Genomic DNA, 24942 nt, shown 5'->3' with positions numbered 1-24942 from the left:
CAGCCTGGCGGCGTTGCTCAGGCAAAGGCCGCGCGCGCGATCACGGTGCGCTGGATTTCGGAAGAGCCTTCATAGATGCGCAGGATGCGTGCGTCGCGCACCAGGCGCTCCAGCGGCATCTCGCGCGTGAAGCCGTAGCCGCCGTGGATCTGCAGCGCGGTGTCGGTGACGAAGCCCACCGTCTCGGACGCATAGAGCTTGGCCATGGAGGCATGGTCCGTGAAGGGCTGGCCCGCGCCGCGCCGCACGGCCGCCTGCAGTGTCAGCAGCCAGGCGGCCTCGAGGCGCGTGCGCATGTCGGCGAACATCCATTGCAGGCCTTGCTTGCGCGAGAGCGGCTCGCCGCCCACGTGGCGCTGCCTGGCCCAGCCGGTGGCGGCCTCGAGCGCGGCTTCGGCGATGCCGAGGCTGGTGGCGGCCACGTCCAGGCGACTGTTGTCGAGCACCTTCATGGCGGTGCGAAAGCCGCTGCCTTCGGCGCCGAGGCGGTTGGCGGCGGGCACGAAGCAGTCGAGCGCCACCTCGTGCGCGGGGGCGCCGCGGATGCCCATCAGCTTTTCCGCCGGGGCCACGTCCACGCCCTCTGTGTGCCGGTCGACCACGAAGGCACTGATGCCGCGCGTGCCGGCATCGGGATCGGTCTTGGCGTAGACCACGATAAAGTCCGCCGMGTTGGCGTTGGAGATGAAGTGCTTCACGCCGCGCAGCCGGTAGCCGTTGCCTTCGGGCGTGGCGCGCGTGGCCATGTCGGCAGGGTTGGAGCCGGCGCGCGGCTCGGTCAGCGCGAAGGCGCCGAGCCTGGTGCCGGCGGCGGCGTCCGGCAGGTAGCGCGCGCGCAGGTCGTCGTCGCCGCCGATCAGGATCGAGTCGGTGGACAGGTAGTGCGCGCCGATCATCGACGAGGTGGAGGCGCAGGCCTTGGCGATTTCCACCAGCGAGAGGATCAGCGCCACGGGCGAGGCATCGATGCCGCCCCAGCGCTGCGGCAGGTTCATGCCCATCACGCCGAGTTCGGCGAGCTGGGGCACGTAGCGCGTGGACGGGATTTCGTCGCGGTCCACCTCCGCGGCCCTGGGTGCGAGTTCAATGCGGGCGAAACGCCCGATGGCGTCGGCCATTTCGATGTCGGCCGGCTGTACGCCCAGTCGTTCATGCATGTTGATTCTCCAGTTTGGTTCAGGCGTGCGCGGGGGTGACTGCATCCGGTCCGAATGCGCCGCTGGCACGCAGGGCGCGGGCATCCCCGGCGGTGATGCCGAGCGTGCGCAGGATGGCGTCGGTGTGCTGGCCGAGCGCGGGCGCGCGGCATGCGCGGTTGGCGGCCTGGCCAGAGAACTTCACCGGCTGGGTAGGCACGCGGGCCGCGCCGCCTTGCGCGTCCCGCACCTCGCTGAGCAGGCCGCGATGTCCGGCATGCTCGCTTTCGAGCGCCTGCTTGACGTTGCGGATCGGCGCGACGGGGATGCCCGCGGCGCCAAGGGTGTCATTGACCTGCGCCACCGTGCGGGTGGCGGACCAGTGCTCGATGCACGCGCGCAGATCGGCTTCATGGCTGCAGCGCGTGTGGTCGTCGGCGAAGCGCGGGTCGCTCGCCAGCGCGGGCTGGCCGATGGCGCCGGCCAGCGCGTGGAACAGCTTGTTGTTCAGCACCGCCACCACGTAGAAGCCGTCCGCGGCACGGTAGGCGCCGAACGGCGCGGACGACGGATGGCGGTTGCCCACGCGGCGCGGCGCCAGGCCGGTGGCGGCATAGCGGGCGACCAGCGTGGCGCTCAGGCTGAGCGTGGCGTCGAACATCGAGACATCCACGTGCGTGCCCTGGCCGGTCTTGTGGCGCGCCAGCAGGGCGGCCAGGATGCCCCAGGAGGCGAACAGCCCGCTCACCACGTCGGAGACCGCCTCGCCCAGCACGGTGGGCGGGCCGTCCGGCGACCCGGTGGCGTCCATCAGGCCGCACAGGGCCTGCAGGATGATGTCGTAGGCGGGGCGGTGCGATTCGGGGCCGGTCTGGCCGAAGCCCGAGACGCTGGCATACACCAGCGCCGGATTGAGCGCCTGCAGCGCCGCGTAGCCGATGCCCAGCTTGTCCGCCACGCCCGGGCGGAAATTCTCCACCACCACGTCGGCCTGCGCGCACAGCGAGCGTGCCAGCGCGAGTCCGGCCTCGGCCTTGAGGTCGATGACGATGCTCTGCTTGTTGCGGTTCATGGCGGAGAACAGGCCGCTCTCGCCGCCAGCGAAGGGGCCGACGGCGCGATAGTCGTCGCCGCCGGGTGGTTCGATCTTGATCACTTCGGCGCCGAGATCGGCGAGCAGCGCCGTGCAGTAAGGCCCGGCCAGCACACGGGAGAAGTCGATCACGCGGATGCCGGCCAGCATGCCGGCGGGATTCGGGTCGGGATGGGTCATTGCTTGCGCCTCCAGGTCTTGTCTCGAACGCTGTCTCGAACGCTTGTCGCGACGCTTGTGCGCCGGCGTCGCCGCGCGGACCGCGTTCCTGTGACCTGGATTCTGTGCATCGATGGCTATCAAGTAAAATATGGAAATCAACTAGTACCTATACGATTTCCTGATGCGTATCTCCCTGCGCCTGTTGCGCTACTTCGCCGCGGCCGCCGATACCGGCAGCACGACRGCCGCGGCGCGGCAGCTCAATGTGTCGCAGCCTTCGATCTCGGTCGCCATCCGGGAGCTGGAAACGCTGTTCGAGGCAGCGCTGTTCGCGCGCGATGCGGGATCGAAGATGACGCTGACCCGCTTCGGGGTGCAGAAGCTGGCCGAAGCCAGGGAGATCCTGCGCGCGGCTTCCGCGTTCGAGGCCGGCAAGAGCGGCGACGGCKCCGCGGGCGAGGTGCAGATCGGCGTGTTCAGCACGCTGGCGCCGGTGTACCTGCCCTTGCTGCTGCGCATCGCACGGGAGCGTTATCCGAACCTGAYGGTGCGCTTTGTCGAGGGCGACCTGGCGCAGCTCGAAGACTGGCTGCACAGCGGCCATATCGAGTTCGCGCTGACCTACGATGTGGGGCTGCCCATCGAGATCGAGCGTGAATGCCTGGCCGAACTGCGGCCGTACGGGCTGGTGCCGGCCGGATCCAGGCTCGCCCGGGGGCGCGGCGGCGTATCGCTGCACGCGCTGGCGCAGGAGGCGCTGATCCTGATCGACCTGCCGCACAGCCGCGAATTCCTGATGGCGCCGTTCTGGCAATTCGGGCTGCAGCCCGAGGTCCGCTACCGCGCGACGTCGCTGGAGCTGGCGCGCAGCATGGTGGCCAACGGGCTGGGCGTGGCGTTGCTGATCACGCAGGCGCCGGCCGCGGCGCAGACCGTCGGCGTGGTGGAGCGGCCCATCCGCGAGGAAACCGTGCGCCAGCCGCTGGTGATCGCGCGCTCGGCGCGCGCATCGCGCAGCCCGGCTTCGGAGCTGCTGGCCGGCTGCGCGCGCGAGGCGGTGGGCGAGGCGATGGCGGCGCAGGCCGCGCGCCGGGGGCGCACGCGTGCAACGGCATGACGCAGATCGCCACGCGGAGAGCCGCGGGCGGTCTGGTGCGGCTTTCGCGGTCAGGCGCGAAAGGTCTTGAACCTCAGTTCCCGAACGGGATCGTCAGTTCCGTCCCGTTCGTGTCCACCATGAAGATACGCTTCATGGCGCCCCTGCCATTCGCTTGGTGGATGCGGGATCAGGCTCCTGCCTGCGAGCGGCGCAGCCATTCGTCGAGACCGATATGGCCGAGGCGCGCCTCGCCTAGCGGCACGAGCGAAAACTCCTCGACCAGGCCGCCGAAATATCGGGCCTCGGGGTCACGCGCCACCTCACGCGGGTCGCCGACGGCCTTCAGGTAACGAGCGACGATTTCGTTGAACGGCGCGCGTTCCGGACCCGCGATCTCGACGGTGCCGCCCTTCGGCGCCGCGAGCGCCACATCGGCAACGATGGCGGCAACGTCGTCCGCCGCGATGGGCTGGAACAGGCCGGGCGAAATCCTGACGACGTTTCCATCCGCGCCCGAAGCGGCGATGCCGCCGAGGAATTCCAGGAACTGGGTCGAGCGGATGACGGTGTAGGGGATGCCGGAGGCTTCCACCAGTTTCTCCTGGGCGACCTTGGCGCGGAAATAGCCATTGTCGGGCGTCCGTTCGATCCCGACGATGGATAGCGCGACATGGTGCCCGACGCCCGCCGCGGCCTCCGCCGCGGCAAGGTTGCGGCCGGAGGTCTCGAAKAATTCCAGCACCGCCTTGTCTTCAAAAGAGGGCGAATTGGCGAGGTCGATCACGACCTGCATTCCGGCGAGGGCCTCCTTGAGCCCCTCGCCGGTGATGGTGTTGACACCGCTTTTGGGAGATGCGGCGACGACCTCGTGGCCGCCCTGGCGCAGGATGGCGACGGTCTTCGAGCCGATCAGGCCGGTACCGCCGATGACGATGATCTTCATGGTTCACTCTCCCATAACTGGGTTCGAATGGAGGCGAGGAAAAAATCGGATGCTCAAGTGGGTTAGCACGCGCCAACAAGAAAGTCAACGACAGGGACGTCAGGGTGACGGCGACCAGCCACGGCCTGGGTAACCCGGCGCGCGTACGGGGCGTTTGACAATAGTCAACCAGTCGTCTATCTTTCGCCCATCCACCTTTATCACCGAATTCGACATGCCCAGGCCCGCCAACCCCGAGATCCGCAACCGCCTGCTGACCGACGGCGGCCGTGTTGTCCACGAGCTGGGCTTCAACGGGGCCGGGGTGCAGGACATCGTGGCTGCCGCGGATGTCCCCAAGGGGTCCTTCTACAGCTACTTCGACAGCAAGGAAACCTTTGCCGCCGAAGTGCTCGAGGCCTATTGGGAGTCAATCGAACAACGCCATGGCAAAGTGATGTACGACGCTCGCATCAAGCCGCTGGAGCGCATCGAGACGCTGTTCGCATTGCTGGTGGACGATCATGCCGCGCAAGAATTCAGGCTTGGGTGCATGGTAGGTAATCTTTCCCTTGAGCTTTCCAATTCCAGTGTCGAAGTCCGGGGTGCCCTGGAGCGGATCCTGGCGCGCTGGGAAGGTATGGTTGTTGCCTGCCTCGATGAGGCGAAGACGCGCCGGGAGCTTGCTGCGGATCATGATTCCGCGCAGCTCGCGGCCATCATCGTCGAGGCCTGGGAGGGCGCGGTGCTGCGCAGCAAGGTCGAGCGCAATGGCGAGGCCTGCCGACGTTTTCAGCAGGTCACCCTCAAGCGGCTGCTGGGCTGATTTTTTTACCTTTTTAAATAGACGACTGGTCGTGTATTAATTTTGCCGGATTCGAACCGGCTTACCATGAGAGGTACTTTCCCATGTGCAATCACCACACCCGGTATGCGGATCCCGTTGACCCGGCTCTGCCGAAGGCCGGCCTCACCCTCGATCTATCGCGCACTGCGCTCGTGGTCATCGACCCGCAGATCKACTTCATGAGTCCGGAAGGCCGTAGCTGGGGCGTTGTCGGAGAAAGCGTGACGGAGCAAAACCTGGTCCCCAACCTTATCCGTCTGTTCCAGGGCGCGAAGCAGGCCGGCATCACCGTTGCCATTTCTCCCCACTATTACTATCCGCACGATCACACGTGGAAAGTGCAGGGTCCCGCGGAGCGGTTCCAGCATGCCGTCGGYATGTTTGACCGCCCTGGCGCGCTGACGGTGGACGGATTCCGCGACTCGGGTGCGGATTTCATGCCGGAGCTCAAGCCCTACATCGAGGACGGCAAGACGATTATCTGCTCAACGCACAAGCTCTACGGCCCGCAGACAAACGACCTCGTTCTGCAGTTGCGCAAGCAGCGGGTCGACCAGGTGATCCTCGCTGGCATGGCCGCCAATCTCTGCGTCGAATCCCATTTGCGGGATCTGCTGGAGCAGGGCTTCGAAGTTGCGGTGGTGCGCGATGCGGTGGCCGGTCCGAAGGTGCCGGAGGGCGACGGCTATCACGCGGCCCTGGTCAATTTCCGCTATCTCGCGAACGCGCTCTGGGATACCGAAGAAACCGTGCGACGGCTGGCGGGAAGCGTGGACATCGCGGCGTAGTCCCGGCGATGCCCGCGCAAGTCTGCATCCCGAAAGCGCCGGCAACGAGCGACGCAGATCCGCTATTGCGGTGAGTCGCTCCCTCCGTGATGCGCGCCGTTGGCGCAGGGTTCGGCGCCTTCGCATCGGTATCCGCATCATTGCTTTGTGTTGATGCGGATAAAGATGGGGGTGTGGGAATTAAAGATCCGTTTTAGCGGGGGTCGTGTTTTGATTTTTGCCAACAAATCGATATTTGTTGGCAATGTGTGAGCGGAAGATTCAAAGCGGCAAAGCACGAAAAAAAGCCACCGCAAGGCACTGCGATGGCTGAAAGCTCCCGTTTCAGGTGGAGCGTCGATATGCGCGTGCGGCTCAGAAGCGGTGGCGGATGCCGGCGACGACGCCGGTCTGGTTCTTGCCGGGGATCACGCTGGTGKGCGCGCCGGTCGCCGGGTTGAGGCCGTTCAGGCCGAGTCCCGAGCCATTCCTGTTGCGTGCGTAGCCCGCGTTGATGTACACGTCGGTGCGCCTGGAGAAGGCATAGTCGGCGGAGGCGGCAAACATCATGGGGTCTGCGTTGCTGTTCCTGAAGTCCGTGTAATAGGCCGCGCCCGAGAGCGAGAGCGCGGGCGTTGCCTTGTAGCGCAAGCCGACCCAGTAGAGGTTGGAGCGGACGTCGCCACTGACGTCCCMGTTCAGCCAGCGATAGCCGATGTAAGGCGTCACCGGGCCGAATGCATAGCTGGCGCCGGCCGCCACGCGGCGGTCCTTGCGGTTGCGGGCGGCGACGGAGGTGCCCTGGTATTCGTCGTAGACCAGGCCGCCGGCAAATGCTTCGTTTTCGTAGTAAAGACTGGCGCCGAAGCTGCGGTCCACCTTGCTGTCGCCGGGGATCTCGCCGGTGCCGGTCCGGCCGAAGCTATACAGCGCGGCTACCGTGAGGCCGGCGAAGCTGTGGCGGTACTTGATGGCGTTGTCCGCCCGTCCCGCCAGCACGGCGTCGCTGCGGAACAGTGAATAGCGCGGCGCGAAGCCCATCGGGTCGAGCCGGATGGTGGTGTCGTACAAGGGCGTGGTTTGCCGCCCGAGGGTGATTTGCCCGAAGTCGCCGGCAAGGCCGACGAATGCGCCGCGATCGAACAGCCGGTTGCCGCTCTGGGCGCCCTCGTCGAGGTTGAAGCCGCTTTCCAGGTCGAAGACCGCCTTCAGGCCGCGGCCCAGGTCTTCCGTCCCGCGCATGCCCCAGCGCGAAGTGGACATATTGCCGGACGACAGCCGGTACACGTTGCCGCTGCCGCTCGCGGCGGGCGCGTTGGAGAGGTACTCGACGCCCACGTCCGCCACGCCGTAGAGCGTGACGCTCGATTGCGCCGAGGCCGTAGCTGCGGTACCTGCCGTCACGGCAAGAAGGGCGGCCAGTTTGGTTGCGGAATATCTCGTCTTCCTCATTGTTATTCTCCAGCTGGTAATTATTAGAAATAGAAAGAACAAGAGCTGGAGTCTATTCAGGAAGTCATTACGATTGGATTGCGCTGTGATGACAACTATTTCTGTTTTTTAGTCAAATTCCTAAATGGCTTGGATTKGTGGCTGGAGCCCCGTGTTATGAGACTCCGGGCGGAATTGACGCCATTCCCTTTGTTTTACGGATCGCATGGATTGGCGGCGGAATTGTTGGTGGAGAAAATGGTGGAAAATATTGATGAGAATAATCCGAGAAAATCCGAGTAATTCGATATGAATATTTGGCGTTGCAGATGCATCCGGGGAGGGCTTGCGCTTCGACGCCGGCTATTTCGTGCCGTGATCCATTACCCGCTGCTACGCATGGGCGATCACGGCTCCGCGACGGTGAGCCGGTAGCGAGCCGCTGGCCTCCAGATGGCTTTGCCGGTCAGGCACCCCCCACCTCGCCGCCATTGACTCTGGTGTGGACGATAATTAACATGTTGCCGGATTATTCTTAGCGGCGGATGCCGGGCTTTGCCTTGCGTGCGCCACCATCGGAGCGTGCATGGTTCGCAAGCTGTTGGTACCGGGCGCAGCGCCGGATATGGGGTTGCTGGTGAAGGCGCGTCCGCAGGCGGCAACCGCGATGTCAGGGACCCTTCGCCATCGATGGAATATTTTCCCCGTCCCGCCCGTTTACCGTAGGGGCAGGGTGCGTGCCGGGCGCGTGCCGGCCGCATTCGGGTGGACTATGCTGAATAGGTTTCTGCCCGTGGAAACAGGGTCCGCGCCGACGCTGGAGAATCGCCATGCAATACCGCCTGCCAAGATGGATGGCCGCGTCAGCGGTCGCGATCGCGCTAAGTGCCTGCGCGTTTCTGGACCCCGTCCAGACTGCGCAGAAAATGATCGGCAACCCGCAGACTTCCGTGCGCGAGACCTTTGGCGCGCCCACMGAGACTTATCAGCTCGCCGGCGGCACCAGCCGCTGGATCTATTCGAAACAGCCTCTCGGGCATGAGGTCTATGCGGCGGATTTCGATGCCGGCGGCAATCTCGCCAGTTTCCGCCAGATGCTGACCGAAAAAGAGATCTACGAGGCGCGGCCAGGCGTCTGGACCAAGCGTGACGTGGCCGAGCGCTTCGGCCTGCCACGTGAGCCCGTCCAGTACTACCCCCTCATGAAGCGCGAGGCATGGTCCTACCGGCTCTACGCCAGTGGCTACCTGCCGGCCCATTTCAGCGCTTATTTTGACGACAGCGGCGTGCTGGACCGCACCATGATCATCGTCGACCCGCTTGGCGGCGACCGCAGCCGCAGCAAGTGATCCAGGCCGGCTGACCGCGATTCCGGCATTCGGCACGGGGCGCGATGCCCCGGCTGCCTGGCGCGCCGCGCTGCACGTCCTCCGCGTGCCGACGCGTGCCGGCGTTGCGGGGACAAAGTGGAAACCTGGCCCGCTCGCTTTATTCGGGGAACGTCCCCGGCAACCCGGCCCCTGTCCGCATCCAGAGGGAACGCCGGRCGCCTTTCCCTGTCTATGTTGAGCATCCGCGTTACAATGTTGCCTTGCACCATTGGTGCGCGGCTCGCCCAAGGCGAGCTGCCGCGCCACCCGGACCGCTTTCGTACCGCCCCCAATCCATGCGATCCCTGCTGCTCCTGCTCACCGTCCTGTGCCTGTCTCTGTTGTCCTTCGGGGCAACKGCGAACGTGCGCGCGGTTGGCGCGCAGCCCGAGGCGGTACGGATGGAACTTCAGGATGCAGCGCTTTCCCGGACGCTCGACGAACTGGAAGACAGCGCCGACCTGGGCCGCGTGATCGCGCCGGGCGACGATGGCCTCACAGCCGAGTCGGAGCCTGATGCGGTGGCGCAGGAGGATCCTCCGGGCTACTGCGAGATCTGGTCCGCCGACCTGCTCGATCCGCTCGACCTGCTCGACGAGATCGAGGAATCCAGCGCGCTGTTCGCGCTGCCCAACGTACGCGTTTCGCTGCCACCCAGCGAGATCGCGCATCGGTTCCCCGCGCCCACGGCCCCGCTGCCGGCGGCGTTCTTCAAGCCTCCGATTTCCCTGATCTGACAGCCCTGGCAATCCTGGCGCGCTGCTGGCGCGCCCGGTATGCATTCCCATTGCCTGGGCGCCCGGGCCCGCTCGCGTTCGCGATCGCGGGCTGACCACCGGCGCGTGCTGCCTGCGCGCGGGTGGCGGGCGCGCAGCCGTTTTGCCTGCCCCCMTTTGTCATGCAGATCAAACAGATCACTATGTATTCCATGGTGGCGCTGCTGTCGCTCGGAGCCTTGCCGGCCCTGGCGGCGCAGACGTTCACCTTGCCGCAACTGCTGTCCTTGTCGCAGTCCACCAACAAGGGCGTCGAGGCGGCCCAGGCCGGCGTCGATGCCGCCAGCGCCGCGGTGACCAGCGCGCGCGCCTACCCCAATCCACAGGTGGAAGTGCTGTACGGACGCCTGTCGCCGCGCACGTCCGGCGTCGCCGGCGGCGCCGCGCCGACGGTGTCCGTCACCCAGAAGCTGGACTACCCGCAGCAGCGCAAACTGCGCGCGGACATTGCCGGGCGCAGCCTCGAGGCCACCGAAGCAGGCCGCCAGGCGTTCAAGGCCGAGCTGGCGGCACGGGTCAAGACCGCCTATTTCGAGGTGCTGCGCCGGGAGACCGAGCAGGCCGCGGCACGGGACGACCTKACGCTGATGCGGCAGATCCATGACCGCGCACGCGTGCGCGTGGAGGTGGGCGAGGCCCCGCGCTACGAACTGATCAAGGCCGAGACCGAGCTGCTGAGCACGCAGAAGACGCTGCAGAGCGCCCAGCTGCGCGTCAACCAGGCCAAGGCAACGCTGCGCCAGCAGGTCGGCGGCGCCATGCCGGCGGACTATTCGCTCGCCGGCAGTCTGGGCCAGCAAGCGCCGCTGCCGGCCCTGCCGGTGTTGCGCGACACGCTCAACGGCACCAACGCCGAGCTCGGCCAGCGCCGTATCGAGGCGGACCGCGCCAACCTGGCGGTGGACTACCAGCGGTCGCTGCGCCTGCCCGAGCTGGCGCTGCGCGCCAGCGCCGAGCGGCAGCCCGACAACACCGTCACCCAGGTCGGCCTGACCCTGACCATCCCGCTGTGGGACCGCCGCAAGGGCCCCGTGGGCGAGGCCACGGCGCACGCCATCCAGGCGCGCACCGCGCTGGAGCTGCGCGAGTTCGAGCTGATGCAAGAGCTGGAAACCGCCTACCGCCAGTACGAGATCACGCAGTCGCAGGTCGGCGCGCTGGAAGGCGGCATCGTGCGCCAGGCGGAGTCCGCCCTGGCGGTGGCCGAGTCGGCCTACCGCTTCGGCGAGCGCGGCATCCTCGATTACCTCGATGCCCAGCGCGTGCTGCGCGGCGCGCGCAGCGACCTGATCGCGGCCCAGTACGAACTGCAGACCGCCACCATCCAGATCGAGAAGCTGCTGTCGAGCGTGCCCGGCGAGCCCGCGGCGCCGATGGCTCCCGCGGCTCCCGCGGCTCCTGCGGTTTCTCCTGCTCCCACGGCACCTACGGAAAACAACTAAGCATGCGTCCCCATTTCCTTCTTTCCCTGACGGCAACCGCAGCCCTGCTGTTTTCCCTGGCCGGCTGCTCCGACGATCCCGCACCCGCCGCCGAGGCGCCCAGGCAGCCGCCGGGCGTGGTCAAGCCCGAAGCCAGCCTGCAACAGACCCTGAAGGTGGCGCCGGTTGCCACCAGTGCCTTCAGCGAGGTGCTGCGCGTGGCTGGCCGCATCGATTTCGACGAACAGCGCGTGGCGCGCATCGGCGCCAGCGTGACCGGGCGCGTGACCGACCTCTACGGCATCCTTGGCCAGGAGGTCAAGGCGGGCCAGGTGCTGGCGCGCCTGCACAGCAGCGAGCTGGGTGCGGCGCAGATGGCCTTCCTCAAGGCCGAGGCGCAGACCGAACTGCAGGCCCGCAATGCCGAACGCGCGCGCCAGCTGTTCGCCGCCGACGTGATCGGGCGCGGCGAGCTGCAGCGGCGCGAGAGCGAGCTGGCGATTTCCTCGGCCGAGATGCGCGCCTACCGCGACCAGCTGCGCGTGCTCGGCATGTCGGCCGCGGCCGTGGCGCAACTGGCCAGGAGCGGCAGCATCGACTCCTATTCGCCGGTGTTCTCCAGCATCAGCGGCACGGTGGTGGAGCGCAACGTGGCGCAGGGCCAGGTGGTGCAGCCGGCCGATGCGCTCTATACCGTGGCAGACCTGTCGCGCGTGTGGGTGGTGGCGGAGGTGCCCGAGCAGCAGGCCGCGCTGGTGGCCGAAGGCCAGAGCGTGAACATCGAGGTGCCGTCGCTTGGCAACGGCGCCGGCCAGAAGCAGATCACCGGCAAGCTGATCTACGTGGGCCGCACGGTGAACCCGCAGACGCGCACGGTGCTGGTGCGCACCGAGCTGGAGAACCGCGAAGGGCGCCTCAAGCCCGCCATGCTGGCCAGCATGCTGATCAACAGCGCGCCCAGCGAGCAACTGGTAATCCCCGAATCGGCCATCGTGCGCGATGGCAACGACGAGCAGGTCTACGTKGAACAGGCCGCCGGCCTGTATCGCGTGGCCAAGGTCAAGCTGGGCGCGGAGAGCGACGGCATGCGTGTGGTGCTCAGCGGCGTGAAGGCGGGCGAGCGCATCGTGGTCGACGGCGCCTTCCATCTCGACAACGAGCGCAAGCGCCTGGAACAGGGGTAAGCAGCCATGATGAAATCCCTTGTGGAAGCCGCCATCAAGCAGCGGCTGGTGGTGTGCGTGCTGGCGGTGGTGCTGTTCTTCTTCGGCCTGCGCGCGGCGACCAAATTGTCGGTTGATGCCTTCCCCGACGTGACCAACGTGCAGGTGCAGATCGCCACCGAGGCCACCGGCCGTTCGCCGGAGGAAGTGGAGCGCTTCGTCACCGTGCCGATCGAAATGGCCATGACCGGCCTGCCCGGACTGGAGGAAATGCGCTCGCTCAACAAGGCGGGCCTGTCCCTGATCACGCTGGTCTTCACGGATGCGACGGATGTGTACTTCGCGCGCCAGCTGGTGATGGAACGCCTGATCGAAGTGGCCGGCCGTATGCCCGAAGGGGTGACGCCGGTGCTGGGGCCGGTCTCCACCGGCCTGGGCGAGGTCTACCAGTACACGCTGGACCGCGCCGACGACGGCGCCCGCGCGCTCACCACGGAGGAACTCTCCGAGCGCCGCATCGCCCAGGACTGGGTGGTGCGTCCGCTGCTGCGCTCCATCCCCGGCGTGGCCGAGATCAACTCGCAGGGCGGCTTCGTCAAGCAGTACCAGGTGCTGGTCAACCCGGACCGCATGCGGCATCAACAGATCACGCTGCAGCAGGTCTACCAGTCTCTCGCACGCAACAACGCCAACTCCGGCGGCGGCGTGCTGCCGCACTATGCCGAGCAATACCTGATCCGCGGCGTGGGGCTGGCCCGCGGCGTGGACGATATCGGCAGCATCGTGCTCAAGGAGGTGGCGGGCACGCCGGTCTACGTGCGCGACGTGGCCGACGTGACCATCGGCCACGAAGTGCGGCAGGGCGCGCTGGTCAAGAACGGCGAGACCGAATCCGTGGGCGGCATCGTGATGATGATGCGCGGCGGCAACGCCAAGGAAGTGGTGAGCCGCGTCAAGGCGCGCGTGGCCGAGATCAACGAGCGCGGCATGCTGCCCGGCAAGCTGCAGATCGTGCCGTACTACGACCGCAGCGAACTGGTGGACTCCGCGCTGTGGACCGTGACCAAGGTGCTGCTCGAAGGCGTGGTGCTGGTGGTGATCGTGCTGTTCCTGTTCCTKGGGGATGTGCGCTCGTCGGTGATCGTGCTGGCCACGCTGGTGCTCACGCCGCTGCTGACCTTCATCGTGATGAACCAGGTGGGTCTGTCGGCCAACCTGATGTCGCTCGGGGGGCTGGCCATCGCCATCGGCCTGATGGTGGACGGCTCGGTGGTGGTGGTGGAGAACGCCTTCGAGCGGCTCGGCCACAAGGAGTCCGGCCTGACCAAGACCGAGATCCTGGTCAAGGCGGTGCAGGAAGTGGCCACGCCGGTGATCGTGGGCGTGGGCATCATCATCCTGGTGTTCCTGCCGCTGATGACGCTCACCGGCATGGAAGGCAAGATGTTCGCGCCGCTGGCGTTCACCATCTCGATTGCGCTGGCGATCTCGCTGTTCCTGTCGTTGACGCTGTCGCCGGTGCTGTCGTCCTACCTGCTCAAGGGCGGCGCCGAGCATGACACGCGCCTGATCGCGTTCATGAAGCGCCACTACCTGCGCATGCTGCACTGGACGCTGGCCAATAGCCGCAAGACGGTGATCGGCGCGGTGCTGGCATTCGTGGCGACCATCGGCATCGTGCCGCTGCTGGGCACCTCCTTCATCCCGGAGATGAAGGAAGGCTCGATCGTGCCGGCGCTGGACCGCGTGCCGAACATCTCGCTGGAAGAGTCGATCAAGCTGGAAATGGCGGCCAACAAGCTGGTGCTGTCGGTGCCGGGCGTGAAGTCGGTGGTGTMCGGCGTGGGCCGCGGCGAAAGCCCGGCCGACCCGCAGGGCCAGAACGAATCCACGCCMATCGCCAGCCTGAAGGATCGCGACGAGTGGCCCGACGGCTGGACCCAGGACGATATCGCCAACGGCATCCGCGAGAAGCTCAAGGCCATTCCCGGCGTGCAGATCGTGATGGCGCAGCCGATCTCCGACCGCGTCGACGAAATGGTCAGCGGCGTGCGCTCGGACGTGGCGGTGAAGGTGTTCGGCGATGACCTCGACAAGCTGCGCGACCTGGCAGGCGAGATCGCGCGCGTGGCCGGCGGCATCCCGGGCTCGCAGGACGTCCGCATCGAGCGCATTTCGGGGCAGCAGTACCTGTCGATCGAGATCGACCGCCAGGCCATTGCGCGCTATGGCCTGAACGTATCCGACATTCACGACATCATCGAGATCGCCATCGGCGGCAAGCGCGCCACGGATATCTTCGAAGGCGAGCGTCGCTTTGCCGCGGCGGTGCGCCTGCCCGAGGACTTCCGCGACAACGTGCAGGCCATCCGACAGTTGCTGGTGSCSRCGCCSRACGGCGTGCAGGTGCCGCTGCAGAGCGTGGCGAAGATCGAAGTCACCGACGGCCCCGCGCAGATCAGCCGCGAGATGGCCAAGCGCCGCGTGGTGGTGATGATCAACGTGAAGGACCGTGACCTGGGCGGCTTTGTCGCCGAGTTGCAGCAGGCGGCGGACAGCAAGGTCAAGCTGCCGGAAGGCTACTATCTCGAGTGGGGCGGCCAGTTCCAGAACATGGAACGCGCCATGGGCCACCTGAAGATCATCGTGCCGGTCACCATCGCCGCGATCTTCTTCCTGCTGTTCCTGTTGTTCAACTCACTGCGCTTCGCCACGCTGATCATCACCGTGCTGCCGTTCGCCTCCATCGGCGGCATCATCGGCCTGTTCGTCACCGGCGAGTACCTGTCGGTGCCGGCCTCGGTGGGCTTTATCGCGCTATGGGGCATGGCGGTGCTCAACGGCGTGGTGCTGGTGTCGTACATCCGCACGCTGCGCGATTCTGGCCTGTCGCTGACCGAGGCGGTGGTGCAGGGCGCGACCCAGCGCTTCMGCCCGGTCATGATGACGGCCACCATCGCCATGCTCGGGCTGGTGCCGTTCCTGTTCTCCACGGGGCCGGGGTCGGAAGTGCAGCGCCCGCTGGCGGTGGTGGTGATCGGCGGGCTGATCACCTCGACCTTGCTGACGCTGGTGATGGTGCCTACGCTGTACCGGTGGTTCGACAACCGCAAGCCCGACCCTGGCAAGGACGTCCCGGTCTGAGGCTTGGCAGATCGAAGCAGTTGAGAAACGCCCCGTGCATCGCCTTGCACGGGGCGTTTTTTTTGGCATCTGCCTAATCTTGTCGGGGTCGTGTGACGCCTTTGGTCCTGCTTATCGAACCTGCCGTACCCTGGCAGAAGAGTTGCGCCTTCTGGCTGCACAATGCCGCCGACCATCGTATCCGGCAACGACCCCTTCCGACCTGATGACCGCCGACGCTTTCGCTCAGATGTTCGGGGCGATCGAAGGTATCCCCTCGTGCCAGGAACAACGGCTAACGATTCAGGCGGCCATCAGGGTGCCGTCCGCGGCATGCTCGCCCTCGGTATAGCCATCGCGGTTGCTGATGCGGGCACCGTCGGTGTACGGGTCACGAGCGCGGGAGACCGAGATGCTGGCCACCACCTGCGGCGCGTCATCGCTGCGCGCGCCGTCGTAGAAGGCGTTGCGTTCCCCGTTGCGCGCGCCGTCGGTGAAGGGGTCGCGCGCGTCGTTGCGGGCGCCGTCGATAAACGGGTCGCGCTCTGCGGTGCGTGCGGCGGATACCCGCACGCCATAGCCGTGGTCCGTGGAAAGACCGGCGGCGGACGCCGCCTGCACACCGCCGGCGGCGGCGGCAAGGGCGACGATAGAGACGAGGCGCTTTGCGAAGGTGGCGAAGTTGATGGCGTTCATGATGAATCTCCAGGGCTGTTGGCAGGGCTGCTGTTCCGAGGTCGGGCGCGGCCGGCGATKCAACGGTGGCAGGTTCATCTGGTCTGCTGCTGGTGCTGCTGCCGCCGCCGCGCTACAGGAAGCATTTAAGGCGACCGATGTATCCGGCCCGTAGCGACTTGGGGGCGCGACGGTGAGCGTGCGTATCGCGCTGGACTGGAGATACACAGGCATACAAAGCCGGCGATCGCGGGCGCGTGGAGTGGGCTGTGGGATACACGGCGAGCAAGGTCACGCCGCCGCATGGGAAGCAAGCGCAACGTGCGTGCCCGCCCCGTACCTCTGCGGGCGACGGGGCATGGGCAACTGGCTGGCGACGGGCCTGGGCGAAAGCCTGGGTGCTTCCTGCGGCTGCCTATGGCCGGTTCCCGGCGCCGGCGGGCAGCGCCGCCGCCTGGCGCTTGATGACGGCGCCATCCGGCAGGCCACCGCCCCGGCTGCGCTTCCAGCTGGCCGGCGGCATGCCGAACTCCCGCTTGAACGCGCGGTTGAACGCCGCTTCCGAATCGTAGCCAACCTGCTCGGCCACCGCGGCCAGCGGCCTGCCGCCGCCGAGCAGTTCCTTGGCGGCGATCTGCAGGCGCCAGTGCGCGAGGTATTGCATGGGCGGCTGGTCGAGCAGGTCGGTGAAGCGCTGCGCCAGCGCCGAGCGCGACAGGCCAACCTTACGCGCGAGTTCGTCCACGGTCCAGGGATAGCCGGGCTGCGCATGCAACAGCGCGAGCGCGCGGCCGACGAAGCGGTCGCGCACGCCGGACAGCCAGCCTTTGCGGTCGGCGGGCAGGGTGTCGATGCAGCGGCGCACCGCTTCCACGAACAGCAGCTCGGACAGGCGCGCCAGCACGATGCTGCTGCCCGCGCGCCACTGCGCGGCTTCGGCGACGGCGAACTGCACCGAGGACTCGAGCCACGCGCTGCGCGGGTCGTTGCGCATGTCGATCTTGAAGATGCGCGGCAACGCCGCCAGCACGGGATTGCTCAGCGCGTCGTCGCAGGCAAGGAAGCCGCACACCACGCGGGTGCGGGCGCCGCCGCCGCCGTGGCTGAGCTTCAGGACTTCGCCGGGCACGGTTTCGAGCTGGCCGGACAGCAATGACGCGGACGCCACGGGCGGCAGGTCCAGCGCGCTGCCCATGGTGTGGGCCTCGCCCTGCGGCACCACCAGCAACTCGCCGGCCTGCACGTGCATCGCGGAGCAGGGGTCGTCGACCAGCCGCGCCCAGCAGTTGCCTTCGGTGACCAGGTGGTACGACACCACGCGTTCGCACTGGGGCAGGAACTCTGCGCAGATGGAGGCATCGGTCTGGCCGATCACGCTCCACGGCGCGGTGAACTCTGCGTTGAGAAAGACGGCGCCTCCGAGGCGTACCACACGGAGGACGTCGGATACCGCATCCATAGGCTGCGTTCCCGTCAGTGGCCGGGAGCCGGCAAGTTCCGGCGTCCCGCGCAAGAAAGCTGGACGCTCGATCATTCATCCGGTCCGGCATCGTGAAGATACTACACCCCGCGCCCCGGCAAATGACACCATCGCGGCGGCGCGCGGCGCAAACCTTTCCAGGAGGTGCAGCATGCGTAACGGTAACGCGTACCAGGGCCGCTGTTTTTGCGCAGCGGGGCAGTTGAGCCGGCTGCCCACGGCGGACGGCCTGCCCAAGCTGCGCGAGCCGATCGAGTTGCGCGAGTAGCGCGAGTCGCTCGAATCAGCGCGAGCCGCGTATCCGAATTGCAAGATCAGCCCCGGCGCCGGGCAAACGGCGTCATCACCAGCCGCCGGGCTGACTTTGCCCGCGGAAAACTCTGCAGGAGACCAGGTATGTCAGCCGTTCTTCCCATCACGCCCTCGTCCTCATCGTCCTCACCCGCGGTCGTGTCCGCGCMGCCGGTCGACCTCGCCGCCGTCAAGGGCCGCCAGCAGCTTGCCTGGTCCGCCGGCAACTACGCCGTCGTCGGCACCACGCTGCAGATCGTCGGCGAGAACCTGTGCGAGGCGCTGGACCTGCGCGCCGGCGCATCCGTGCTCGACGTGGCCGCCGGCAACGGCAATGCCACGCTGGCGGCCGCGCGCCGCTGGTGCGAGGTGACTTCCACCGACTACGTGGTATCGCTGCTCGACGCGGCGCGTGCGCGCGCGCAGGCCGAAGGCCACCAGGTCCGCTTCCAGGAGGCCGATGCGGAGAACMTGCCCTTCGCCGCGGCGAGCTTCGACGCGGTGCTTTCCACCTTCGGCGTGATGTTCACGCCGGATCAGGAGCGCGCCGCCGCCGAGCTGGCGCGCGTGTGCAAGCCCGGCGGCAAGATCGGCCTGGCCAACTGGACGCCCGGCAGCTTTATCGGGCAGGTGTTCAAGACCATCGGCAAGTACATTGCGCCCGCGGCGGGTGTGAAGTCGCCGGCGCTGTGGGGGACCGAGGCGCGGCTGCAGGAACTGTTCGGCGCGAGCGCGCGCGCGATCCGCGTGACGCAGCGCGAGTTCGTCTTCCGCTATCGCTCGCCCGCGCACTGGATCGAGGTGTTCCGCACCTACTACGGTCCGATGCACAAGGCATTCGGCGCGCTGGATGCAGCACAGCAGGCGGCATTCGCCGAAGACCTGCGCGTGCTGATGCGCGATCGCAACCGCTCGGGCGATCACACGCTGGTACTGCCATCCGAGTACCTGGAAGTGGTGATCGAGCGGGCCTGAGCCTGGCGCCGGGCCGCGGGCGGCTTCAGGCCCGGCCGCGCTGCCGCGCGCGCGTGGCCAGCGCCTGCGCGAGCAGCTCGTAGCCGCTCACCAGCACGATTCCCGCCAGCACGAGCAGCGCGCCCGCCAGGAAGTCCGGCTCGAGCGTCTCGCCGAGCAGCCATGCGCCGAAGCCCACGCCGAACAGCGGCGTCATGAAGGAGAACACGCCCAGCCTGGAGGCGAGATACTTGCGCAGCAGCCAGAACCAGGTCAGGAAGCTGGCGAAGGACACCACCAGCGCCTGGAAGGCCAGGCTGCCCCAGGCCAGCGCAGTCGGATTGAAGCTGGCCTGGCCGAGGACGGCGGCTGCCGGCAGCAACAGCAGGAAGGCGCCGGCCAGCTGGTAGAGCAGGGTCTGCGTGGCCGGCGCGCGGGCCAGGCTGGAGCAGCGGATCATCACCGTGGTGGCGCCCCAGGCCAGTCCGGCCAGCAGGCCGAGCAGGTCGCCGAGCAGCATGTTCGCCGCATCGCCGCTCGCATCACCGCCCGCGTTGCCGCCCATGAAGGCGAGGGCGATGCCGGCAAAGGCCAGCGCGATGCCGGCCCACTGCGGCACGCGCAGGCGCTCGGCCGGCAGCTTCCAGTGCAGGCCGAGCGCGGCGAAGATGGGCGCCGTGTAGAGAAAGACCACCATGTGCGAGGCAGTGGTCAGGCGCAGCCCTTCGCCGACCAGCAGGTATTCCAGCGCGAACAGGCCGCCGACCACGGCGCCCGGGCCCCAGGTGCCGTCGCGCGGGAACAGGCGTTCGCCGCGCCGCGCCATCAGCAGCGCCACCAGCACCGCGGCAATGCCGGAGCGCAGGGCGATCTGGAGCAGGGGCGAGATATCACGCGCCACTGCCTTCAGTGCCACTTGCTGCAGGCCCCATACCAGGCACAGCACCAGCATCAGGCCAATGGCCTGTGCGTCGACCGGTTTTCGTGAGTCCAAGATGCGCGCGTCCGTGTTCTGGTGAGGTGAGGCTGGATTATGGGCCTGGCGGTTTTTCTTGATATAGTGAAAACCAGTCAATCCATGCCGCCATCCGGCCATGTTCGCTGCCTGCGCGCGCTGGAGGCCGACCCCGGCGACAACCGCGCGCTGCCCGAACTGGCGCACGCGGCCAATACCACGGAGCGCACGCTGGCGCGGCGCTGCCGGCGCGACCTGGGCATGTCGTTCGCCGAGTGGCGCCAGCGCATGCGCGTGCTCAAGGCAATGTCGTTGCTGGAGGCGGGCCGCACGGTCGAGGCCATCGCGMTGGACCTGGGCTACGGYAGCGCGTCGGCCTTTATCTCGATGTTCCGCCGGATGATGGGCGTGACGCCCGACGAATTCCGCCGCGGCGCAGCCGCCAGGGCGCGCGGGGCGCAGTGAGGCCGCACGGCCCTCAGGCGCCTTCGCAGATGATGGCGGTGATCAGCGGTGCGGCATGCTCGGCGCGCGCCTTGCTGCCCGCCGCGCTCAATGCCTTGGCGATGGCGTCCGTATTGCMCACCACCGCCACGCCGTAGAGCKGCTTGTCCAGCGGCGTGCCCTTGCCGGCCTTGAACAGCGAATCGCGCGGCTGGTAGCCGAATACCGCGAACACGCTGCGGCCAAGCACCGTCATGCCGGCGTCGCTGGTCGGCCAGAAGGCATTGACCGAATTGTCMTCCACGCGCATGGGGCTGGCGTCGATCAGGCGCTGCTGCTGCAGCGTGGCGACGAACTTGTGGGGGGTGTCGCCGCACGCCAGCATGGTGTCGAGCGGGGCGGCGCTGCCGAGTGCTGGCACGGCTGCCAGCAKCGCGGCGAGTAGCGGATATCTCATGATGGGCGCTACTTTAACCTGCCTCGCCGCGCGCCGCCKGGCCATGCTCACGACCCTGCTCACTGCATGGCCTTCAGGTCGCCGATGCGCACCAGCATCTCGGTGAACATCTGCATGTCCAGGTCGAGGTCGGTCACCTCCTTGTACTCCTTGGCGTTGTGGGCGGTGTATTTCTTGCCCGGCATGGCGGGGCCGAAGTTGATCGCGTTGGGCATCAGCTTGGCCGTGGTGCTGCCGGCCGTGGGCACGGGGCGCGCTTCCAGCCCGGTGGTGTCGCCGAAGATGTTGAGCAGCGTGGACAGCCACGCGCCCTTGGGGTCGCGCGCMATCCAGTTGCCCTGGTCATGGCTGATGCTCAGCGTGGTGTGGCTGGCGGCGGCCCAGGCGTTGATCTTCGCGGCCACGGCCGCGCTCAGCGCCTCGGGCGTGCTGCCGCGCGGCATGCGTACGTTGGCGGTGACTTCGAGCTGCCCGTCCTTTTCGCGCGCCAGGTTGGGCGAGATGGTCAGCGGGCCCATGAAATCGTCCTTGTAGGCCACGCCCATCTTCTCGCCGAGGTAGTCCAGGCCATACAGGTCTTCCAGGTACCAGGCGGCGCGGGCGTAGTGGTTGTCGGCMAGCGGCACGCCGGATTCGCGCAGGAACAGCGCCAGGCGCGGCAGCGGGTTGACGCCTTCCTCGGGGCGCGAGCCATGCGCGGAGCTGCCGGTGACCTTGACTTCGAGGCTGTCGCCGGACTGGCTGATGTCGATGCTGAACCTGCCTTGCGCCGCGTACTTTGCGATAAAGGGGGCGCGCGCCGCTTCGAGGCGGGTCCGCGCGGCGGTMAGGTCGCCGCCCTTGAGCTGCGCGCTGGCGGTCTGCGGCACGGCATTGGCGGCCGCCGCGCCGCTCATGGCGACGATGGCGGTGGTCTTGCCGTCGGCGGGCTGCACGGGAAAGAACACCTTCAGCGCGCCCGAACCCTTCTCCGCCACCACGGCGGGGTATTTGCTGTCGAGCACGATATTGTAGGCGGGCAGCGTGGTGCGCTGCTGGTAGTACTTCATGCCGTCGCCGCCGGTTTCCTCGGTGGTCTCGATCATCAGGCGGATGGTGCGGTCGAGCTTCAGGCCGCTGTCCTTCACGGTCTTCATGGCGTACAGCACGGTGGCGATCGAGCCCTTGTCGTCGATGGTGCCGCGGCCATAGAGGTAGTCGCCCACGCGCGTGACCTTGAACGGATCGAGCCTGGTGCCGTCGTCGAGCACMCATTCGCTTGCCACCGCCGGCACCACGTCGGCATGCGTCAGCAGCCCGAACGTCTCCTTGCCGCGGCCCGGCAGCGTCACCTCGAACACGCGGTTGTCCACGTTGCGGAACTGCAGGCCGAAGTCCTTCGCCATGTCTTCGACCAGCTTGCCGAAGGCGATGATGTCGGGGTTCTCGTGCTGGGGGATCTTGTCGTCGCGCACGGTACGCAGTGCCACCATGCGTTCGATGGCGCCGAGCACGGCATCGTGGTTGTGCAGGCGGTTGTACACGCCGAGCAGGCGGCCGATATTGGTCAGGTCGTCGCCGCGCAGCGGCTGGTGCTTGCGATAGGCCGCCACGCTGCGCGCCAGCATCGGGTCGGCCTTGACCGCCTGGTCGAGGAAGGCGTCGAGGCTGGCCTGCGCCTTGCCGGTCTGCGCCGCGACCAGGGCATCGAGCGCGGGCTTCTTCAGCGTGTCGGCGAAGGCGTGCGGGGCCGCCGCCAGCGATAGCAGGAGAAGGGGCGCGAGGACGGAGGAGCGTTTCATGGGCAGGGCCTGTCTGGGGCGTGGCGGAAAACGCGCGATATTCGCACGAGCCGGCGCGCCGGCGCAAATGCGGTTTTCCCTGCAGTGATGTTCCTCCGCGCCCTCAGCCCGCCTGGTGCCCGGGTGCAGGCTTCCTGCCGATCAKGAAACGCACGCCATCCGGGCCGTAGCGCTCGGCGTGCGCCTCGTTGGCCTGCAGTTGGAAGGTGTCTCCTGCCCGGTAGGCCCGTTCCTCGCCCCCGATGGCCAGGTAGAGCACGCCCTCCAGGATCAGTGCCCTGGCTTCGAACGGATGCGTGTGGACCGGCATGGAGCCGTTGGGCTCGCGCGTGACCGTCGTGACCTCCTGGAAGCCGTCGCGGGCGAGGGCGCTGGTGAATGCATCGTGTTCCATGATGTCTCCGGCCTGGCGGACCGGCGCTGCGATCGGGGCAAGGCAATGGGGAATGGGGCTGGTGCCCTTGAATATAGGCGCTATCGATCCCGGCGCAAACGCGCGCCTTTGCTGCATTTGCCCGGCGCCCGGGACCGGCGCGCCGGCCGGCATGGCGCGCTTGCTGTCATGGGCATGCCGCGCGGTGCGGCAGATGCATCACCTGCCGCCGCGGCGCCATGGTCCTCGATCCAGGCGGCTACCGCACACAACGCCAGCCTCGCGGGCCGCATCGGGGTAATGCGAACCGCCAGACCTCGGTAGAATCGGTCAACCCACCCGCGCGGCAGTGCGCCGCAGGCACGCCCGCGGCACTAAAGGAACGAGACAAGATGAGCAACGAGAATTCCTCCCCTTCCGCATCCGCCGCCGCCCCGGCGGACGGCAAGCCGGTCCTTGAATATCCCTGTGGCGACGCCCCGGCGCCCGGCAGCGTGAAGGAGATCGTGCCCGGCCTGCTGTGGATCCGCATGCCGATGCCGTTCGCGCTGAGCCATATCAACCTGTGGGCGGCGCGCGACGGCAGCGGCTGGGCGGCGTTCGACGCCGGGCTGCAGACCAGCGAGACCGCCGCCGGCTGGCGCGATCTGTTCGCGAAGGACGGCGCGCTGGCCGAAGGGCTGACCCGGCTGTTCGTCACCCATATGCACCCCGACCATATCGGCATGGCCGGCTGGCTCAYCCGCAAGTTCGCCTGCCGGCTGTGGATGACGCGCCTGGAATACCTGAACTGCCGCGTGCTGGMGGCGGACACCGGGCGCGAGGCGCCGGAGGACGGCGTGCGCTTCTACCGCCGCGCCGGCTGGGACGACAACGCCATCGAGGGCTACCGTGCGCGCTTCGGCGGCTTCGGCAAGTTCGTCCATGCGCTGCCGGACAGCTACCGCCGCCTGCGCGATGGCGAGACGCTGCAGATCGGCKAGCACGCGTGGCGGGTGGTGGTGGGCAACGGCCATTCGCCCGAGCATGCCTGCTTCTACAGCGAGGCCTTGAAGGTCCTGATCAGCGGTGACCAGATCCTGCCGCGCATCTCGTCCAACGTCTCGGTCTTTCCCACCGAGCCGGATGCCGACCCGATGGGCGACTGGCTGGCCTCGCTCGCCAAGCTGCGGCGCGAGGTGCCGGACGATGTGCTGGTGCTGCCGGCCCACAACGAGCCGTTCCGCGGCCTGCACGCCCGCATCGACCATCTGGAGCGCAGCCAGCACGCGGCGCTGGACCGGCTGCGCCAGGCGCTGGGAGAGCCCAAGCGGGCGGTGGACGTATTCGGCCAGCTATTCTCGCGGCCGATCGGCGCGGAGCCGGGGCTGCTGGGCATGGCGACCGGGGAGAGCATCGCGCACCTGAACTACCTGCTGCACCGGGGCGAGGCGGTCATGCAGGCGGGCGAGGACGGCGTCGCGTGGTATCGCGCGGCGTGAGCCGCGACTGAGCGCCCCGGGCCGCCCCGGGCTGCGCTACCAGGCCGCCACCGTGGGCAGGTGCCAGTCGTTMCACACCGCCAGCAGGCGCAGCGTGAAGCAGGCCCCGCMGCCGGCCACGGCGGCCGCYACGGGCGGCAGCCGCAGCGCGCGCGCGCCGATCGCCACCGCCGCGCCAAGCCAGGCCGCGGTGGCGTAGATGTCCGCGTGCAGCACGGTGGGTACCTGTGCCAGCAGCATGTCGCGCACCACGCCGCCGCCCACGCCRGTGACCGCGCCAATCAGTGTCGCGGCGAAGGGGCGCACGCCATAGAGCCGGGCCTTCTCGGCGCCCGCCACGGCAAACAGCGACAGGCCTGCCGCGTCGAGCAGGACAGGCAGCAGGCCGGCAAAATCCTGCGCGGCCGAGTGGAAGACGAAGGCCGCGGCGCCGGTCAGCATGGCGAGCGCGGGATAGCGCCAGTCCCGGATCGCGTTGGGCGGGGCCGCGCCGATCAGCAGGTCGCGGAGGATGCCGCCGCCCACTGCCGTCACCAGCGAGACCACCACCACGCCGAGCAGGTCCAGCCCGTGCCGCATGCCGCTGATGGCGCCTTCCAGCGCAAACACGGTGGTGCCGGCAAGATCGGCTGCCAGCACGACGACTTCGGCTTTTGTTCTCATTGTGTGCGGATGACGTGGGTAGCGTAGGCAGCATACTGGCCGCCGCGCCGGCGCGCCAGCGTATGAGCGCGGCGGCGC

General features: G+C 67.7%; 22 protein-coding genes. 11 read left to right on the top strand and 11 right to left on the bottom strand.

The annotated features are described in order from the left end of the window. Positions 1–17 precede the first annotated feature (17 nt). Together AC1DKV_RS22080 and AC1DKV_RS22075 are read right to left on the bottom strand one after the other, a co-directional pair. The gene (locus AC1DKV_RS22080) at positions 18–1157 is read right to left on the bottom strand and encodes an acyl-CoA dehydrogenase family protein (protein WP_477138019.1); all 1140 of its coding nucleotides are present in this window, start codon (positions 1155–1157) and stop codon (positions 18–20) included. Between the two features lie 19 nt (positions 1158–1176). Beyond that, a complete protein-coding gene (locus AC1DKV_RS22075; protein ID WP_441621131.1) occupies positions 1177–2409 on the bottom strand; it encodes a CaiB/BaiF CoA transferase family protein in 1233 nt (410 codons plus the stop codon). A 163-nt stretch (positions 2410–2572) separates the two neighbouring features. Here AC1DKV_RS22075 and AC1DKV_RS22070 point away from each other — a divergent pair, with 163 nt between their 5' ends. Further along, positions 2573–3508 (top strand): LysR family transcriptional regulator, encoded by a 936-nt coding sequence (locus AC1DKV_RS22070; RefSeq protein ID WP_477138018.1) that lies wholly within the window; start codon positions 2573–2575, stop codon positions 3506–3508. A 169-nt stretch (positions 3509–3677) separates the two neighbouring features. Here AC1DKV_RS22070 and AC1DKV_RS22065 read toward each other — a convergent pair whose 3' ends face one another. Then, complete coding sequence (locus AC1DKV_RS22065; RefSeq protein WP_477138017.1) at positions 3678–4433, bottom strand: SDR family oxidoreductase; 756 nt, start codon at positions 4431–4433, stop codon at positions 3678–3680. Between the two features lie 214 nt (positions 4434–4647). On the opposite strand from AC1DKV_RS22065, the gene AC1DKV_RS22060 reads away from it, so the two are divergent. Both AC1DKV_RS22060 and AC1DKV_RS22055 read left to right on the top strand, forming a co-directional pair. Then, complete coding sequence (locus tag AC1DKV_RS22060) at positions 4648–5238, top strand: TetR/AcrR family transcriptional regulator (RefSeq protein ID WP_441621125.1); 591 nt, start codon at positions 4648–4650, stop codon at positions 5236–5238. 83 nt (positions 5239–5321) lie between these two features. Then, positions 5322–6047, top strand: a complete 726-nt coding sequence (locus AC1DKV_RS22055) for a cysteine hydrolase family protein (protein WP_477138016.1) — start codon at positions 5322–5324, stop codon at positions 6045–6047. A gap of 354 nt (positions 6048–6401) precedes the next feature. On the opposite strand, the gene AC1DKV_RS22050 is transcribed toward AC1DKV_RS22055, so the two are convergent. Further along, positions 6402–7478 carry a porin gene (locus AC1DKV_RS22050; protein ID WP_477138015.1) on the bottom strand — a complete coding sequence of 359 codons (1077 nt, stop codon included), beginning with the start codon at positions 7476–7478 and terminating at the stop codon, positions 6402–6404. Between the two features lie 809 nt (positions 7479–8287). Between AC1DKV_RS22050 and AC1DKV_RS22045 the strand changes: the two genes are divergently transcribed. The 5 genes from AC1DKV_RS22045 (at position 8288) to AC1DKV_RS22025 (ending at position 15331) form a co-directional block, all read left to right on the top strand. Further along, on the top strand, positions 8288–8806 hold the full coding sequence (locus tag AC1DKV_RS22045; protein WP_441621119.1) for a hypothetical protein: 519 nt from the start codon (positions 8288–8290) through the stop codon (positions 8804–8806). A gap of 422 nt (positions 8807–9228) precedes the next feature. After that, positions 9229–9564 carry a cobalt-zinc-cadmium resistance protein gene (locus tag AC1DKV_RS22040; RefSeq protein WP_477138014.1) on the top strand — a complete coding sequence of 112 codons (336 nt, stop codon included), beginning with the start codon at positions 9229–9231 and terminating at the stop codon, positions 9562–9564. A 191-nt stretch (positions 9565–9755) separates the two neighbouring features. Continuing rightward, positions 9756–11045, top strand: coding sequence for a TolC family protein (locus AC1DKV_RS22035; RefSeq protein ID WP_441621195.1), 1290 nt, complete (start codon positions 9756–9758; stop codon positions 11043–11045). Between the two features lie 2 nt (positions 11046–11047). Then, positions 11048–12208, top strand: coding sequence for an efflux RND transporter periplasmic adaptor subunit (locus AC1DKV_RS22030; protein WP_441621115.1), 1161 nt, complete (start codon positions 11048–11050; stop codon positions 12206–12208). A 6-nt stretch (positions 12209–12214) separates the two neighbouring features. Then, on the top strand, positions 12215–15331 hold the full coding sequence (locus AC1DKV_RS22025; protein ID WP_477138013.1) for an efflux RND transporter permease subunit: 3117 nt from the start codon (positions 12215–12217) through the stop codon (positions 15329–15331). 282 nt (positions 15332–15613) lie between these two features. Here the strand turns inward: AC1DKV_RS22025 and AC1DKV_RS22020 are convergent, their stop codons facing one another. Next, positions 15614–16006, bottom strand: coding sequence for a hypothetical protein (locus AC1DKV_RS22020; protein ID WP_441621112.1), 393 nt, complete (start codon positions 16004–16006; stop codon positions 15614–15616). 394 nt (positions 16007–16400) lie between these two features. Beyond that, complete coding sequence (locus AC1DKV_RS22015; protein ID WP_441621110.1) at positions 16401–17444, bottom strand: AraC family transcriptional regulator; 1044 nt, start codon at positions 17442–17444, stop codon at positions 16401–16403. Between the two features lie 417 nt (positions 17445–17861). On the opposite strand from AC1DKV_RS22015, the gene AC1DKV_RS22010 reads away from it, so the two are divergent. Then, positions 17862–18731: a class I SAM-dependent methyltransferase gene (locus AC1DKV_RS22010; protein WP_477138012.1), complete on the top strand. Its 870-nt coding sequence runs from the start codon at positions 17862–17864 to the stop codon at positions 18729–18731. Positions 18732–18756: 25 nt separating this feature from the next. Here AC1DKV_RS22010 and AC1DKV_RS22005 read toward each other — a convergent pair whose 3' ends face one another. Beyond that, positions 18757–19704, bottom strand: a complete 948-nt coding sequence (locus AC1DKV_RS22005; RefSeq protein ID WP_441621106.1) for a DMT family transporter — start codon at positions 19702–19704, stop codon at positions 18757–18759. Between the two features lie 84 nt (positions 19705–19788). On the opposite strand from AC1DKV_RS22005, the gene AC1DKV_RS22000 reads away from it, so the two are divergent. Beyond that, positions 19789–20130 carry a helix-turn-helix domain-containing protein gene (locus AC1DKV_RS22000; protein ID WP_477138011.1) on the top strand — a complete coding sequence of 114 codons (342 nt, stop codon included), beginning with the start codon at positions 19789–19791 and terminating at the stop codon, positions 20128–20130. A 13-nt stretch (positions 20131–20143) separates the two neighbouring features. On the opposite strand, the gene AC1DKV_RS21995 is transcribed toward AC1DKV_RS22000, so the two are convergent. The 3 genes from AC1DKV_RS21995 to AC1DKV_RS21985 form a co-directional block, all read right to left on the bottom strand. Next, entirely contained in the window at positions 20144–20566 is a 423-nt protein-coding gene (locus AC1DKV_RS21995) for a hypothetical protein (protein WP_477138010.1), read from the bottom strand. Between the two features lie 59 nt (positions 20567–20625). Beyond that, a complete protein-coding gene (locus tag AC1DKV_RS21990) occupies positions 20626–22347 on the bottom strand; it encodes a dipeptidase (RefSeq protein WP_477138009.1) in 1722 nt (573 codons plus the stop codon). A 103-nt stretch (positions 22348–22450) separates the two neighbouring features. Further along, positions 22451–22741, bottom strand: coding sequence for a cupin domain-containing protein (locus tag AC1DKV_RS21985; protein ID WP_477138008.1), 291 nt, complete (start codon positions 22739–22741; stop codon positions 22451–22453). 371 nt (positions 22742–23112) lie between these two features. Here AC1DKV_RS21985 and AC1DKV_RS21980 point away from each other — a divergent pair, with 371 nt between their 5' ends. Next, positions 23113–24201: an MBL fold metallo-hydrolase gene (locus AC1DKV_RS21980; protein WP_477138007.1), complete on the top strand. Its 1089-nt coding sequence runs from the start codon at positions 23113–23115 to the stop codon at positions 24199–24201. A 36-nt stretch (positions 24202–24237) separates the two neighbouring features. On the opposite strand, the gene AC1DKV_RS21975 is transcribed toward AC1DKV_RS21980, so the two are convergent. Next, positions 24238–24864 (bottom strand): trimeric intracellular cation channel family protein, encoded by a 627-nt coding sequence (locus tag AC1DKV_RS21975; RefSeq protein WP_477138006.1) that lies wholly within the window; start codon positions 24862–24864, stop codon positions 24238–24240. Between the last annotated feature and the right edge of the window lie 78 nt (positions 24865–24942).

The organism is Cupriavidus sp. 05T41 (assembly GCF_056396525.1).
The sequence above is the reverse complement of the archived record's forward strand: the minus strand, read 5'-3'. Positions and strand labels throughout refer to the sequence as shown.

Excerpts from the sequence above, each read along its gene's own strand:
- AC1DKV_RS22075 (WP_441621131.1), bottom strand. The coding sequence starts at position 2,409 with ATGACCCATCCCGACCCGAATCCCGCCGGCATGCTGGCCGGCATCCGC.
- AC1DKV_RS22060 (WP_441621125.1), top strand. The coding sequence starts at position 4,648 with ATGCCCAGGCCCGCCAACCCCGAGATCCGCAACCGCCTGCTGACCGAC.
- AC1DKV_RS22040 (WP_477138014.1), top strand. The coding sequence starts at position 9,229 with ATGGAACTTCAGGATGCAGCGCTTTCCCGGACGCTCGACGAACTGGAA.
- AC1DKV_RS22020 (WP_441621112.1), bottom strand. The coding sequence starts at position 16,006 with ATGAACGCCATCAACTTCGCCACCTTCGCAAAGCGCCTCGTCTCTATC.
- AC1DKV_RS22015 (WP_441621110.1), bottom strand. The coding sequence starts at position 17,444 with ATGGATGCGGTATCCGACGTCCTCCGTGTGGTACGCCTCGGAGGCGCC.